Source organism: Massilia sp. H6 (assembly GCF_024802625.1).
In the GTDB taxonomy this organism is placed as follows: domain Bacteria; phylum Pseudomonadota; class Gammaproteobacteria; order Burkholderiales; family Burkholderiaceae_D; genus Telluria.
On the sequence record NZ_CP103371.1, the window covers coordinates 162693 to 177528 of the forward strand.

13 protein-coding genes and 1 tRNA gene are annotated in these 14836 nt (G+C 65.0%); 11 read left to right on the forward strand and 3 right to left on the reverse strand.

What is annotated here, in order from left to right:
- Positions 1 to 13 precede the first annotated feature (13 nt).
- Positions 14 to 1399 (reverse strand): PEP-CTERM sorting domain-containing protein, encoded by a 1386-nt coding sequence (locus NRS07_RS00690; protein WP_259210119.1) that lies wholly within the window; start codon positions 1397 to 1399, stop codon positions 14 to 16.
- A 277-nt stretch (positions 1400 to 1676) separates the two neighbouring features.
- On the opposite strand from NRS07_RS00690, the gene NRS07_RS00695 reads away from it, so the two are divergent.
- The 10 genes from NRS07_RS00695 to NRS07_RS00740 all read left to right on the forward strand — a co-directional run bounded on the left by NRS07_RS00695 (position 1677) and on the right by NRS07_RS00740 (position 12994).
- The gene (locus NRS07_RS00695; RefSeq protein ID WP_259210132.1) at positions 1677 to 2117 is read left to right on the forward strand and encodes a YchJ family protein; all 441 of its coding nucleotides are present in this window, start codon (positions 1677 to 1679) and stop codon (positions 2115 to 2117) included.
- Between the two features lie 28 nt (positions 2118 to 2145).
- Entirely contained in the window at positions 2146 to 3768 is a 1623-nt protein-coding gene (locus NRS07_RS00700; protein ID WP_259210133.1) for a carboxyl transferase domain-containing protein, read from the forward strand.
- Positions 3769 to 3781: 13 nt separating this feature from the next.
- Positions 3782 to 4567 (forward strand): enoyl-CoA hydratase/isomerase family protein, encoded by a 786-nt coding sequence (locus NRS07_RS00705; protein WP_259210136.1) that lies wholly within the window; start codon positions 3782 to 3784, stop codon positions 4565 to 4567.
- A gap of 27 nt (positions 4568 to 4594) precedes the next feature.
- Entirely contained in the window at positions 4595 to 5935 is a 1341-nt protein-coding gene (bioA, locus tag NRS07_RS00710) for an adenosylmethionine--8-amino-7-oxononanoate transaminase (RefSeq protein ID WP_259210147.1), read from the forward strand.
- A 1-nt stretch (position 5936) separates the two neighbouring features.
- Complete coding sequence (gene bioF, locus NRS07_RS00715) at positions 5937 to 7136, forward strand: 8-amino-7-oxononanoate synthase (protein ID WP_259210150.1); 1200 nt, start codon at positions 5937 to 5939, stop codon at positions 7134 to 7136.
- Positions 7133 to 7972 (forward strand): dethiobiotin synthase, encoded by an 840-nt coding sequence (gene bioD / locus NRS07_RS00720; RefSeq protein ID WP_259210152.1) that lies wholly within the window; start codon positions 7133 to 7135, stop codon positions 7970 to 7972. Before bioF ends, bioD begins: the two co-directional genes overlap by 4 nt.
- Positions 7973 to 7989: 17 nt before the next feature.
- Positions 7990 to 9024, forward strand: a complete 1035-nt coding sequence (gene bioB, locus NRS07_RS00725) for a biotin synthase BioB (RefSeq protein ID WP_259210161.1) — start codon at positions 7990 to 7992, stop codon at positions 9022 to 9024.
- Positions 9025 to 9088: 64 nt separating this feature from the next.
- Complete coding sequence (locus tag NRS07_RS00730) at positions 9089 to 11113, forward strand: acetyl/propionyl/methylcrotonyl-CoA carboxylase subunit alpha (RefSeq protein WP_259210164.1); 2025 nt, start codon at positions 9089 to 9091, stop codon at positions 11111 to 11113.
- 25 nt (positions 11114 to 11138) lie between these two features.
- Entirely contained in the window at positions 11139 to 12068 is a 930-nt protein-coding gene (locus NRS07_RS00735) for a glyoxylate/hydroxypyruvate reductase A (RefSeq protein ID WP_259210177.1), read from the forward strand.
- 5 nt (positions 12069 to 12073) lie between these two features.
- The gene (locus tag NRS07_RS00740) at positions 12074 to 12994 is read left to right on the forward strand and encodes a hydroxymethylglutaryl-CoA lyase (RefSeq protein WP_259210179.1); all 921 of its coding nucleotides are present in this window, start codon (positions 12074 to 12076) and stop codon (positions 12992 to 12994) included.
- Positions 12995 to 13092: 98 nt separating this feature from the next.
- On the opposite strand, the gene NRS07_RS00745 is transcribed toward NRS07_RS00740, so the two are convergent.
- A tRNA-Pro gene (locus NRS07_RS00745) sits at positions 13093 to 13169 on the reverse strand.
- Positions 13170 to 13302: 133 nt separating this feature from the next.
- On the opposite strand from NRS07_RS00745, the gene NRS07_RS00750 reads away from it, so the two are divergent.
- A complete protein-coding gene (locus NRS07_RS00750) occupies positions 13303 to 13902 on the forward strand; it encodes a hypothetical protein (protein WP_259210181.1) in 600 nt (199 codons plus the stop codon).
- A 21-nt stretch (positions 13903 to 13923) separates the two neighbouring features.
- Here the strand turns inward: NRS07_RS00750 and rsmI are convergent, their stop codons facing one another.
- Complete coding sequence (gene rsmI, locus NRS07_RS00755; protein WP_259210183.1) at positions 13924 to 14835, reverse strand: 16S rRNA (cytidine(1402)-2'-O)-methyltransferase; 912 nt, start codon at positions 14833 to 14835, stop codon at positions 13924 to 13926.
- Position 14836: the final 1 nt, after the last annotated feature.

Below are 14836 nucleotides of genomic sequence, written 5' to 3' on the forward strand. Positions count from 1 at the left end.
GGTCGTCCTCACCTTAGTTGGGCAGCGAATCGGGGGCGAAGCTGCAGCTGTTGCGCCACTGCGAAACAGGCCGTCCCGGGAAGACCTGCCCTGACAGGCGCCGGTCATGCGCGCGCCAAGCCGTGAAGCGTTCCGGCGTATTGGTGGTGATGGCGATGACGCTCTTCCACGCGTTGTCTTCCATGTCGATATAGCCCAGGCATTCCATGGCGCGGCTGAAGGCGCTGGCAGCACTCATCGACGCCCCCTGGTCGGTCGCCAGGATCCCGCGCTGTAGCGCAGCAGCGACATCGAGCAGTCCCAGCACCCGCTTTTCCGAATCGCCGAAGTTGGTGGCGATATAGATTTCGACGTCGTCGCGGATGCCGTTGCGGTTGCTATCCACGCCGGCCAGGCCGGCATTGCCTTCCGAACCTGGGTCGGGCGGCAACGCCGGGCCGGTATAGGCCAGCACCCGAAAGGTCGGGGTGAATTTGACCTGGGTCGGGTTATGGAAACGGATAACAAAATTTCCCGTTGCGGCGCCCGGGTTGACAGTGGCCGCAGCGGTGGGCAGCCTGACCATGGGTTTGCCGGCGGGAGACAGATTGCTGGCGTTATTGACGGAGACGGTGGCCGGCAAGCCGGTAATCTCGACGAAGACCGGAGTCGACATCGCACTGCTGCCGTTGTTGCGCACCGAGATGACGCTGTCAAAGGTGCCGGTCGCCCGGTTCAGCACCAGGGCGCTGCGCTGTACCGTGGCTTGTGCGCTCACGTCGTTGATGGCGGCCTGCGCGGAAGCGCCGGCAACCAGCAGGCACGCAAACACGGCACTGCGGCGCCGGCTCAACAGCACCGCGACCAGGCCTGCGCCCAGCAGCAGCAGGCTTGCCGGCTCGGGCACTGCCGTCGCTCCTTCCGGCGTGACCACGATCGACAGCTGGGCTGGTGCGTAATTCTCAGTCAAGCCGTTGCTCAATACGAACAGGGCGTTGGCGCCGCGTGGATCGCCAGTCTGGAACAGCGAAGTACCGGTGGCGTCGATGAAGGACAGCGAGAAGGAGTCGGGGAAGCCTCCCGCGCCTGAGGCGAGCAAGGTGGCGTCCAGGGTGAAGGCAAAGCCGCCGAAAATATTCGGCAGGTCGAACACCAGCGAGGAAATCAGGAAATTGTCAGTGATGGTGTACTGCCCGGCCGACTGGATCACCGCCCCTTCTACGGCGGTTGGGGCAGTCGACAGGTTGCGTATGAGGACACTGCTCCCATCGAGGCCATCGCCATCGATGAGGTCGAGGTAAAGCTTGCCTGCGAGAGGCGCGGGTGTCCCGTTTGCCTGGAGCTGGATGTTGATCGGCGCGGCCTGCACGCCACCGCTAAGCAAGACAAGTATCGAGAGACACCATAACAAGCGCTGCATCGTATTTCTCCATCAGATTGATCAAGGAACTGCTGAGCTGGCGCTAGCATTTTTTATGCCAAAACGTATTTACGTTTAAAAACAACTGGTTACATATTCCCACATAAACGTGGTGTAAATAAAACCGACAGTAACAAAATTTTCACGAAAAAAATTGAATGATGTACATCAAAGTTTGTTAAGGATCGGGCTGCCTTTGGCAAAAAGGCGTGGTACGGGCCAACGCCAGCAGCGACGTAATTTATGGGCTGGAAGGAAATCGCGGATAATCTGCCTTATGCCGAAACCAACCATCGCCCTGCCTTGTCCCTGCGGCGGCCCCTCCTTGCAGACATGTTGTGGCCCTTTTCTCTCGGGAACAGCGTTGCCGCCGACGGCCGAGGCCCTGATGCGCTCGCGCTACACCGCCTACGCCCAGAAGAACGAGGCATATTTAGTTGACACATGGCATCGAAGCACCCGGCCGGGCGAACCTGTCATCGACGAGAAAGAACCGATCCGCTGGCTCGGCCTCGAAATAAAATCTGCTTTACGTTTACGTCAACGTAAAGTAAATTCGACGGACGATCCAGACAGTGACACGGTCGAATTCGTCGCCCGCTTCAAGGTAGGGGGACGTGCGCACCGTCTGCACGAAGTGAGCCGTTTCCTGCGCGAGCCTGACCCTGACACCGGGGCGCCGCGCTGGTATTACGTGGACGGCAGTTTTCCCACATAAGCAAAACAAGATAGAGACAGAGGACGGTATGCCCCAGATCGAGAGCAAACTCAACCCGCGTGGCGAAGACTTCAAGTCCAACGCCGCCGCCATGCAGCTGATCGTCGACGACCTGCGCGCGAAAGTCGCGAAGATCGCGCTGGGCGGCGGCGAAGCGGCCAGCGCCAAGCACGTCGCGCGCGGCAAGCTGCTGCCGCGCGACCGCGTGCAGATGCTGCTCGACCCAGGCACGCCCTTCCTCGAATTTTCCCAGCTGGCCGCCTACGAGATGTACAAGGATAAGGATGGCGTCGGCGCAGCCCCGGCGGCCGGCATCATCACCGGCATCGGCCGGGTCAGCGGCCAGGAATGCGTGATCGTCTGTAACGACGCCACCGTCAAGGGCGGCACCTATTACCCGATGACGGTGAAAAAACACCTGCGCGCCCAGGAGATCGCCGAGCAGAACAACTTGCCCTGCATCTACCTGGTCGACTCGGGCGGCGCCAACCTGCCGAACCAGGACGATGTGTTCCCGGACCGCGACCATTTCGGCCGCATCTTCTATAACCAGGCCAATTTGTCGGCCAAGGGCATCCCGCAGATCGCGGTCGTGATGGGCTCGTGCACCGCCGGCGGCGCCTACGTGCCGGCCATGAGCGACGAGTCGATCATCGTCAAGGACCAGGGCACCATCTTCCTGGGCGGTCCGCCGCTGGTGAAGGCGGCGACCGGCGAAGTAGTGACGGCCGAAGACCTGGGCGGCGGCGACGTCCACACCCGCCTGTCGGGCGTGGTCGACCATCTGGCGCAAAACGACCTGCATGCACTGTCGCTGGCGCGCACCATCGTGGCGAACCTGAACCGCACCAAGCCGGTACAAGGCGCGCTGCGCGAGAGCTGCGAGCCGAAATTTTCGCCGCAAGAACTGTACGGCGTGATCCCGGTCGACACCCGCAAGCCCTTCGACGTGCGCGAAGTGATCGCCCGCGTGGTCGACGGCAGCGAATTCGACGAGTTCAAGGCGCGCTACGGCACCACGCTGGTGTGCGGCTTCGCCCATATTTTCGGCATGAAGGTCGGCATCATCGCCAACAACGGCATCCTGTTCTCGGAATCGGCGCTGAAAGGCACCCATTTCATCGAACTGTGCTGCCAGCGCAAGATCCCATTGGTCTTCTTGCAGAACATCACCGGCTTCATGGTCGGCCGCAAGTACGAAAACGAAGGCATCGCCCGCAACGGCGCCAAGATGGTCACTGCGGTCGCTACCGCCGCGGTGCCGAAGTTTACGGTCATCATCGGCGGCTCTTTCGGCGCCGGTAACTACGGCATGTGCGGCCGCGCCTTTTCTCCACGCTTCTTGTGGATGTGGCCGAACGCGCGCATCTCGGTGATGGGCGGCGACCAGGCCGCATCCGTGCTCGCTACCGTGAAACGCGACGGCATCGAGGGCAAGGGCGGCCAGTGGTCGCCAGACGAAGAAGCCGCCTTCAAGCAGCCGATCAAGGAGCAATACGAGCACCAGGGCCACCCGTACTACGCGTCGGCGCGCCTGTGGGACGACGGCATCATCGATCCGGCCGATACCCGCACCGTGCTGGGCCTGGGCTTATCAAGCGCGCTCAATGCGCCGATCGAAGACACGAAGTTCGGCGTGTTCCGGATGTAAGGACAACAACAATATGGAATACCAGACTCTCACCATCGCCATCGACGACAAGGTGGCCGCCGTTACCCTGAACCGTCCGGAGCTGCGCAACGCCTTCAATGAACACGCCATCGCCGAGCTGGCGCTGGCCTTCGACGAACTTGGCCGGAACGAAGCCGTGCGCGCCATCGTCTTGGGGGCGAACGGCCCGGCCTTCTGCGCCGGCGCGGACCTGAACTGGATGAAGAAGATGGCCGGCTACTCGCACAGCGAGAACCAGGAAGATGCTGCCCGCCTGGCCGACATGCTGCGCACCATCTACCTGTGCCCCAAGCCGACCGTGGCGAAGGTGCAGGGCGACTGCTACGCCGGCGGCATGGGCCTGGTCGCGGCCTGCGACATCGTGGTGACCAGCGACGTGGCCAATTTCTGCCTGTCTGAAGTGAAACTCGGCCTGATTCCGGCCACCATTTCGCCGTATGTCATCAAGGCCATGGGCGAACAGGCTGCGCGCCGCTACTTCCTGACCGCCGAGCGTTTCGATGCGAAAGAGGCCCATCGGATCGGCTTCGCGCACGAAGTGGTGGCGGCTGACGCGCTGGATGCGACGGTTGCCGGCATCGTCAAGTCGCTGGTGACCAACAGTCCGAACGCCGTCGCAGAGGCGAAAAAGCTGGTGCGCGACATCGTGGCCCAGCCGGTCAACGATGCGCTGCTGCAGGAAACCGCTAACCGCATCGCCGTCATCCGCGCCTCCATGGAAGGCCGCGAGGGCGTGGCGTCCTTCCTCGAGAAGCGCAAGCCGACCTGGCTGACCTAATCAACTAACAAGAAGTAGAGAACCAACGTGAAGCCGCACACCTCTTCCGACTGGATCGCCCGCAGCCTGCGCAGCGTGTGGCACCCGTGCACCCAGATGCAGCACCACGAAGAGGTGCCGTTGATCGCGGTCAGCCACGGCAAGGGCCCCTGGCTGTACGACCACGAAGGCCGGCGCTACCTGGACGCCATCAGCTCGTGGTGGGTTAACCTGTTTGGCCACGCCAATCCGCGCATCAACGCGGCCCTGAAAGACCAGCTCGACAAGCTCGAGCACGCGATGCTGGCCGGCTTCACGCACGAGCCGGTGGTCGAATTGTCAGAGCAGCTCGCTGCCCTCACCGGGCATGCGCTGGGCCATGCCTTCTATGCGTCCGACGGCGCCTCGGCGGTGGAAATCGCCATGAAGATGAGCTTTCATTCGTGGCGCAATGCCGGCCGCACCGACAAGCAGGAATTCGTCTGCCTGCAGGGCAGCTACCATGGCGAGACCATCGGTGCGCTGAGCGTCACCGACGTGGCGTTGTTCAAGGATGCCTACGGCCCGCTGCTGCGCGCCTCGCACGTGGTGCCCAGCCCGGACGAGCGCAACGCGCGCGATGGCGAATCGGCCCAGGACGTGGCGCGCCGCGCCATCGAAGACGTGCGCACCCTGTTCGAAGCGCGCGCCGAGCGCATCGCGGCCATCATCGTCGAGCCGCTGGTGCAATGCGCGACCGGCATGGCAATGTACGACCCGCTCTACCTGGAACTGTTGCGCGAGCTGTGCGACCAGTACCAGGTACACCTGATCGCCGACGAAATCGCGGTCGGCTGCGGGCGCACCGGTACCTTCTTCGCTTGCGAGCAAGCCGCCATCTGGCCCGACTTTCTATGCCTGTCGAAAGGCATCAGCGGCGGCTACCTGCCGCTGTCGCTGGTGCTCACCAGCGACGCCGTCTACCAGTCGTTCTACAGCCAGGACATCACGCGCGGCTTCTTGCACTCGCACTCCTACACCGGCAACCCGCTGGCATGCCGCGCGGCGCTGGCAACGCTGCAGATCTTCAAAGACGACGACGTCCTGGTGCGCAACCGCGAACTGGCCACCAGGCTGACCGTGGCGCTGGCGCCGTTGGCCGAGCACGACCGCGCACGCCATTTCCGCCGGCGCGGCATGATCTTCGCATTCGACGCGGTGGAACCAGACCCGAGCCGGGCCGCGAGCTTCGCGCGCCGCTTCTTCACCACCGCTACCGAAAACGAACTGCTGCTGCGCCCGATCGGCCGCACCGTTTACCTGATGCCGCCGTATATCCTGGACGACGAAGAAATCGCCGGCCTGGCCGAGCGCACCCAGCGGGTCTTCGAATCGGTGATCGCGACCTAGCATGGACGCATTTCCAGACATCGTCGCCGCCATCGACCGCAAGCTCGACCTGCTCGCCGCGCACAGCCTCACGCGCCGACTGCGCGTTGCCGACAGCGCCTGCGCGCCGCGCCAGCTCGTCGATGGCCGTTCCATGCTGGCCTTTTGCAGCAACGATTACCTCGGCCTGGCGGCGCACCCCGTGGTGATCGAGGCGCTGCGCGAAGGCGCCAGCCGCTACGGCGCCGGCAGCGGTGCCTCGCACCTGGTCAGTGGCCACAGCCGCGCGCATGCGCTGCTCGAAGGGCGCCTGGCCGACTGGCTAACACCGCACATCGAGAACGCCCGTGCGCTCTACCTGTGCACCGGCTACATGGCCAACCTGGCCATCCTCACCGCGCTTGGCGCGGATGCCGATTCCATGATCTTCTCGGAAGCGCTGAACCACGCCTCGCTGATCGACGGTGCGCGGCTGGCGAAAGCCGGCGTCACGGTCTATCCGCACGGCGACGTCGCCGCCCTCGAGCAGCAATTGCAACAAAGTACCGCAGGCACGAAGATCGTCGTCACCGACAGCGTGTTCAGCATGGACGGCGACCTGGCACCCCTGCCTGCACTGCTGGCGCTGTGCGAGCGCCACGGCGCCTGGCTGGTGGTGGACGATGCCCACGGCTTTGGCGTGCTGGGACAAAACGGCCGCGGCGCGCTCGAACATTTCGGTCTGCGCTCGCCCAACCTGGTCTACATGGGCACGCTGGGCAAGGCGGCCGGCGTGGGCGGCGCTTTTATCGCGGCGCATGCGAGCGTGATCGAACTGCTGGTGCAGCGTTCGCGCCCTTATATTTATACGACCGCCGCCCCGCCGGCGTTGGCGCATGCGCTGCAGGCCAGCCTGGACATCATCGGCGGCACCGAAGGCGCCCAGCGGCGCGCCCACCTGGCGGCGCTGGTGGCGCGCTTGCAGGGCGCGCTGCGCCTGGAACGCTGGCAGCTGGCGGCTTCAAGCACCGCAATCCAGCCAATCATCATCGGCAGCAACGACGACGCATTGCGCGCCGCAGCAAGCCTGCACCAGCAGGGCCTGTGGGTGCCGGCGATCCGTCCGCCGACCGTGGCGCCGGGCACCGCGCGCCTGCGCGTGACCCTGTCGGCTGCGCACACCTTCGACGAGGTGGCGCTGCTGGCGCAGGCGTTGAACCAACTGGAAAGGGCTACTGCATGAACACGCCAAACAACCTGAACGAGCCGATGGCACTGACCCCGGAAGTGATCGCCCCAGGACACGCGCAAGGCGTCGTGGTAACGACCGCCCCGGACCTCGAGACCGAGCCGGACACATTGGCGCTGGACGCCATTCCATCGCGCTTTTGCTGTTTCGTCACCGGCACCGATACCGAGATCGGCAAGACCCTGGTGTCGAGCGCCATCTTGTACAAGCTGGCCCACAGCGGCCGCCGTGCCTGCGGCATGAAGCCGGTCGCTGCCGGCGCCAGCATGGTCGACGGCGAACTGCGCAACGAAGATGCCGACATGCTGCGCGCCGCCGGCAACGTGCACCTTCCAAGCAGCATCACGACCCCGTTCATGCTCAGAGAAGCGGCCGCGCCCCACATCGCGGCCGCCCTCGAGGGCGTGACCATCGAAGCGGTGCCGATCCTGGCCGCCTATACCGAGATCCAGGCGGCGTCCGATGCCGTCGTGGTCGAGGGCGTAGGTGGCTTCCGGGTACCCTTCAACGACGACTTCGATAGCGCCGACCTGGCCGCGCAACTGAACTTGCCGGTGGTGCTGGTAGTGGGCATGCGCCTGGGCTGCATCAGCCACGCGCTGCTGACGGTCGAAGCGATCGTCGCGCGCGGGCTGGTGCTGGCCGGCTGGGTCGCCAACACCGTCGACCCGGACATGCGCTTCGCGCGCGAGAATATCGACGCCCTCGAACAGCGCATTCCGGCCCCCCTGTTGGGCCACCTGCCCCGCCTCGACCACCCGACGGCTGCGGCCGCCGCCGAATTCATCGACCTTGCGGGATTGCCGGGCTGGCATTCCCCGCGTGTCTAGCTAGAGAAGGAACCACCATGTCCCAATTCAATACCGTCGCCCTGCACCGTCCCGCCGCCGCCATCAAGCAGGCCGATAACGCCACCTGGCCGCTGCCTGACGTGCTGGCGCTGTTCGAGCTCCCGTTCACCGAACTGATGCACCGCGCCCAGACCGTGCACCGCGCCCACTTCCCGGACGGCGACGTCGAACTGGCCACGCTGCTGTCGATCAAGACCGGCGGTTGCGAGGAAGACTGCGGCTACTGCCCGCAGGCCGCACGCTACGACACCGGTGTCGAGGCCAAGAAGATCCTCGACCTCGACACCGTGCTCGATGCCGCGCGCCAGGCCAAGGCCAGCGGCGCCACGCGCTTTTGCATGGGCGCGGCCTGGCGCAGCCCGAAAGAGCGCGACATGGAAAAGGTCGAGACGATGGTGCGTGAAGTCAAGGCGCTCGGCATGGAAACCTGCGCCACGCTCGGCATGCTGGAAGCAGGCCAGGCCGAACAGCTCAAGCGCGCCGGCCTGGACTACTACAACCACAACATCGACACCGCGCCGGACTTCTACGACAACGTGATCTCGACCCGCGAGTACCAGGACCGCCTGGACACGCTGGGCCGTGTGCGCAGCGCCGGCCTGAAGGTCTGCTGCGGTGGCATCGTCGGCATGGGCGAGACGCGCGAGCAGCGCGCCGGCCTGCTCGCCCAGCTGGCCAACCTGAACCCGTATCCGGAGTCGGTGCCGGTCAATCACCTGGTGCAGGTCGAAGGCACGCCGCTGCACGGCATCGACAAGCTCGACCCGATCGAATTCGTGCGCACCATCGCGGTGGCGCGCATCACCATGCCGGAGGCGCGCGTGCGCCTGTCGGCCGGCCGCCGCGAGATGGGCGAGGCCGTGCAGGCGATGTGCTTCATGGCCGGCGCCAACTCGATCTTCTATGGCGACAAGCTGCTCACCACCGGTAACCCAGAGGCAGACGACGACCGCGTGCTGCTCGACAAGCTGGGCCTGAAGACACGCGCCGCCACGCTGGAATCGGCGCCGAAAGCGGCCTGCGCCTGCTGATCACACCCGCGGCCGGGGAGACACGGCTGCGATTGAACGAATAACCAGAAGCGAAAGACAACGCATGTTCACCAAAATCCTCATCGCCAACCGTGGCGAAATCGCCTGCCGTGTCGCCGCCACCGCGCGCCGCATGGGTATCCGTACCGTCGCCGTGTATTCGGAAGCCGACGCGGGCTCGAAGCATGTAGCGGTCTGCGATGAGGCAGTGCTGATCGGCCCGGCCGCGGCCAAGGAAAGCTACCTGGTCGGCCAGAAGATCATCGACGTGGCCAAGGCCACCGGCGCGCAGGCGATCCACCCGGGCTATGGCTTCCTGTCGGAGAACGCAGAATTCGCCGAAGCCGTGCATGCGGCTGGCATGGTGTTCATTGGTCCGCCAGGTTCGTCGATGCGCGCGATGGGGTCGAAGTCGGCCGCCAAGCAGCTGATGGAAGGGGCCAATGTTCCCCTGGTGCCGGGCTATCATGGCGACAACCAGGGTCCGGCATTTCTGCGCGAGCAGGCCGACAGCATCGGCTATCCGGTGCTGCTCAAAGCCAGCGCCGGCGGCGGCGGCAAGGGCATGCGCGTGGTCGAGCGTTCGGAAGACTTCGAAGCGGCGCTGGCCTCGTGCAAACGCGAGGCGATCAGCTCGTTTGGCGACGACAAGGTGCTGGTCGAGAAATACCTGATTCGCCCACGCCACATCGAGATCCAGGTCTTTGCCGACACTTTCGGCAACTGTGTCTATCTGCACGAGCGCGACTGCTCGGTGCAGCGCCGCCACCAGAAAGTGCTGGAAGAAGCCCCGGCACCGAACATGCCGCCAGAGCGCCGCGCCGCGATGGGCGAAGCGGCCGTGAATGCGGCGCGCGCCGTCGGTTATGTCGGTGCCGGTACCGTGGAATTCATCGCCAACCAGGACGGCTCGTTCTATTTCATGGAAATGAACACCCGCCTGCAGGTGGAGCACCCGGTTACCGAGATGATCACCGGGACCGACCTGGTCGAATGGCAGCTGCGCGTGGCCGCCGGCCAGCCGCTGCCAAAGAAGCAAAGTGAACTGGCCATTCACGGCCATTCGATCGAAGCGCGGATCTACGCCGAAAACCCCGAAAAAGGCTTTTTGCCGTCGATCGGCACCCTGCGCCACATGGACACCCCGGCCGCGGTCGAATTCGAGCTGGGTGGCTCAAGCCTGGTTCCAGCCGCCGTGCGCGTCGATTCGGGAGTGCGCGAGGGCGACGCCATTTCGCCCTTCTACGACCCGATGATCGCCAAGCTGATCGTCTGGGGCGCGGACCGCAACCAGGCGCTGGCCCGGCTGTCGCAGGCCCTGGCCGAGTTTCAGATCGTGGGCCTGGCCACCAATATCGCCTTCCTCAAGCGGCTGGTCGAGGGCGAGGCCTTCTCGGGGGCGGACCTGGACACCGGCCTGATCGAGCGTCACGGCGAAACGCTGTTTCCGGCGCCTGCCGCGGCCCCGCTGGGCGCGCTGGCCCTGGCCGCACTCGCCCTTGGTACCAGTGAAACCCAGCGCGGTTCGGCAAATCCCGCCGAGCCGTGGGCGCAGGCCAGCGGCTGGCGCCTGAACAGCGCCTATCGCCGCGTGCTGTCCTTTACCGACGAGTTCACGGGCAAGGAAGGCAGCTACCAGGTGGGTCTCACCTACACATCTCATGGCTGGGAGATCGATGCCAATGGCGAGCGCCAGCCGCTCGCGCTGGTGCGCCAGAGCGGGGCAGAATTGAGCATCCGCCTGGGCGACAGCTCCTTGCACGGCAGCGTGCGCCGCGACGGCGAGCAGTTCCACGTGTTCACGGGCGGCCGTCATTACACGCTGGCGTACAATGATCCGATGGCCCATGCCGGCGAACAGGAAGCCGCCGGCGGACGCCTGACCGCGCCGATGCCGGGCAAGGTAGTCGCGGTGCTGGTCGAGGCCGGCCAGCAAGTAAAAAAGGGCGATGCGCTGGTGATCATGGAAGCCATGAAGATGGAGCACACGATTGCCGCCCCAAGCGACGGCCTGGTCGAAGAAGTGCTGTACCAGGTCGGCGACCAGGTCGCCGATGGCGCGTCGCTGCTGGCGTTCAAGGCAGCCTGAACAACCACTAGAGAAGGGAGTCGTCATGCGCATACTCCTGTTTCGCGAAGACGGCGTGATCGAGCCCTGGGCGCGCGAATTTGCCGCCGTGATGCCACAGGCGCAAACCGTCGCGTGGTGCGAAGGCCAGGCCCTGCCGCCCTGCGACTATGCGGTGCTGTGGAGCCCGACCCCGGCCCTGCTGGACCAGCTCGCGCACGTGCGGGCGATCTTCTTGATGGGCGCCGGGGTCGATGCCCTGCTCAAGCTGGGCGACGCGCTGCCCCCGGTGCCGATCGTCCGCCTGGGCGACGCCGGCATGGGCGTGCAGATGGCCGAATACGTGGCGCATGCCGTGCTGCGTTATTTTCGCCGTTTCGATGAGTACGAACAGCAGGCCCGCCACGGCGCCTGGAACCCGCTGCCGCAGATCCCGAAACCGGACTTCTCGATCGGGATCATGGGGCTGGGCAAGCTGGGCCTGCCGGTAGTGGAGGCGATGCGCCTGTTCGGCTTTCCGGTGCGCGGCTGGAGCCGCACCCCCAAGGAAATTCCCGGCGTCGACTGCTTCCATGGTGCCGATGGGCTCGATGCTTTCTTGCGCGGCACCCGGGTATTGGTGTGCATGCTGCCGCTCACGCCCGACACCGCGAACCTGCTCGACCGCCACAACCTGGGTAAGCTGCTGCCCGGCGCTTACCTGATCAATGTCGCGCGCGGCCCGATTTTGGCCGAACCCGACCTGATGACCCTGATTCGCTCGGGCCATATCGCGGGCGCCACGCTCGACGTGTTCCGCCACGAGCCGCTGCCGGCGCCGCACCCGTTCTGGAACGAGCCGCGCATCGCCATCACACCCCATATCTCGGCGCTGACCGTGCGCCATGACGCCGTGCGCCAGATTGCCGACAAGATCGCGGCCCTGGAACTGGGCCAACCGGTCGACGACCTGGTCGACCGCCAATTAGGATACTGAACAGCATGAACCAAGCAACTGACTTGCCCAACAAGGTCAAGATTGTCGAAGTCGGCCCGCGCGACGGCCTGCAGAACGAAAAAGAGGCGCTGTCGGCCGCGGTAAAGATCGAGCTGGTGAACCGCCTCGCGCGCGCCGGCATCTCCAATGTCGAGGCGGCGTCGTTCGTGTCGCCGAAATGGGTGCCGCAGATGGCCACGAGTCTGGATGTCATGGCCGGCATCGAACGCCGGCCCGGCACCATCTACTCGGCGCTGACGCCGAACATGCAGGGCTTCGAGGCGGCGCTGCAAGCCAGGGCCGACGAGGTCGTGATCTTCGGTTCGGCCTCGGAAGCTTTCTCGCAAAAGAACATCAACTGCTCGATCGCGGAATCGATCGCGCGCTTCGAGCCGGTGGCCAAGGCCGCCAAGGCGCACAAGCTGCGCCTGCGCGCCTCGATCAGCACGGCGTTCGGTTGCCCCTACCAGGGTGAGGTCTCGCTCGATGCGGTGGCCGATGTGGTGCGCCGCATGCGCGACCTTGGCGCTGACGAGATCGACATCGCCGACACCATCGGCGTGGGCACCGCGCGCCAGACCCAGGCAGTCATGCTGGCGGCCAGCCGCGAATTCCCGCTGGCGCAGCTATCGGGCCACTTCCACGATACCTACGGCCAGGCATTGGCGAACATCTACGCGGCGCTGGAAGTCGGCGTGGCGATCTTCCACTCGTCGGTGTCGGGACTGGGCGGCTGTCCGTATGCCAAGGGTGCCACCGGCAACGTGGCCACCGAAGACGTGCTCTACCTGCTGCACGGGCTGGGAATCGAGACCGGTATCGACCTCGACCAGGTGGTCGATGCCGGCCAGTTCATTTCGCAGCAGCTGGGCCGCAAGGGCGCCAGCCGCGCGGGCAACGCGATCGCCGCCAAGCGGGCAGGATAAACGCGCTCACCGCCGGCCCTGGCTGGCGGTGATTCACGCTCATCGGACCGTTAACGAAAAAAGCCGACAGTATGTACTGTCGGCTTTTTTCTCAATGCTGGTCGGAGTACAAGGATTCGAACCTTGGACCCCCTGGTCCCAAACCAGGTGCGCTACCGGGCTGCGCTACACTCCGAAGACCAAGATCATAGCGGCTCGGCATGCTTCGGTCAAGGTTTAAGGGCAAAATAAGCCATTCACCGTATTCTCTGCAACATTATTCATCATGACATGTGGGCAATATTGTGATTCCGGCAGCGCAGGGCCACGTGGATGAGCGTAGAACGCCTGGCAACTTGCGCCTGTTTGCCGGTGTCGGCGTGTCGATCGCGCTGCATGCGCTCTTGATTGTCGCCTACCGCCATACCGGCACGGGCGTGCCCCCCGACGTGCCGGATGCGCAGCCACTCGTCGTGTTTATCCGGCCGGCGCCTGATCTTGCTGATCCTGCGCCAGCGCTGCCGCCACCGGTGCAAGCGGCGCCACCGAAACAAGCCGGGGCGCTGGCGCGGCGCAGTGCCCGCCAGGCTGCGCCAGCGCGCGTGCTTGCCCTACCGGCGCCGCCGCAACAAGCGCCTGCCGACCCGTTCATGGTGCAGCAATCCGAGGCCGCGCCAGCCGAGGGCGAGCGCACCTTCGACCTGGATGCGGCCAAGCAGACGGCGCGCCAGCTGGCGGGTCAGACCAGGCTCGGCCGGGAAGGCACGGCGCTGGCGCAGTTTCCGGACCCGCCACTGGAGACCGAGTCGAAGTATGCCAAGGCGATCAGCAAGGCCAAGCGGCCCAATTGCAAGGATGGGCTACCCGGTGGCTTGCTGGCGCCGCTGTTTCTCATGATGGACAAAAAGGATAGCGGGTGCAAATGGTGAGCCTGATAGGCCCTGAACGGGCTAGGCCTGCGCTTCCTTGATTTGCAGGGCGCGGTCATACAGCGCATTCTTCTTGCGCCCGGTAATCTGCGCGGCCAGGTTGGCTGCCTGCTTGACCGAACACTCCGCCAGCAGGATCTGCAAGATGCGTTCGGCTTCGGCATCTTGCGCGTCCGTTTCCAGCACCGCGCCCTCCATTAGCACGACGAATTCGCCGCGTTCGCGGTGCTGGTCGGCCTTGACCCAGGCCAGCGCTTCGCCCAAGGAGCAGCGGTGGATTTCTTCGAACATCTTGCTTAGCTCGCGAGCGAACACCACCTGGCGCGCCGGCTCGAATGCCGCTGCCAATGCTTCGACGCATTCGACGATCCGGTGCGGCGCTTCGTAGAAGACCAGGGTCGCACTTTCGCGGGCCAGCAGCGCCAGCGCCGACTCGCGCTGCTTCGGCTTGGCCGGCAGAAAGCCGACAAAGTAAAAGCGATCGTTCACCAGTCCGCTGGCCGACAGCGCCGTGATCGCCGCCGATGGTCCCGGCAGCGGCACCACGTTCAGCCCGGCCGCGCGGACCGCATCGACAATGCGCGCGCCGGGGTCGGACACGGCCGGGGTGCCGGCATCCGACACCAGCGCCACCCGCTGCCCGCCGCGCAGGCGCTCGACGATCTTGTCGGCCACTTCGCGCTCGTTATGCTGGTGCGCGGCGATGGTCTGCTTGGTCAAGCCGAAGCGCTGCAGCAGCGCGCCGGTCTTGCGGGTGTCTTCGCAGGCGACGACATCGCTCAGGGCCAGCAGGTGCAGCGCGCGCAGCGTAATATCGGTGACGTTGCCGATCGGTGTAGCCACGATATACAGCGTTGCGGTAGGATAGGACTGCTGGGCCGCCTCGCCCATGACGGGTAGCCGGGCGATGTCGATGGTCTGCTGTTCTGTCATA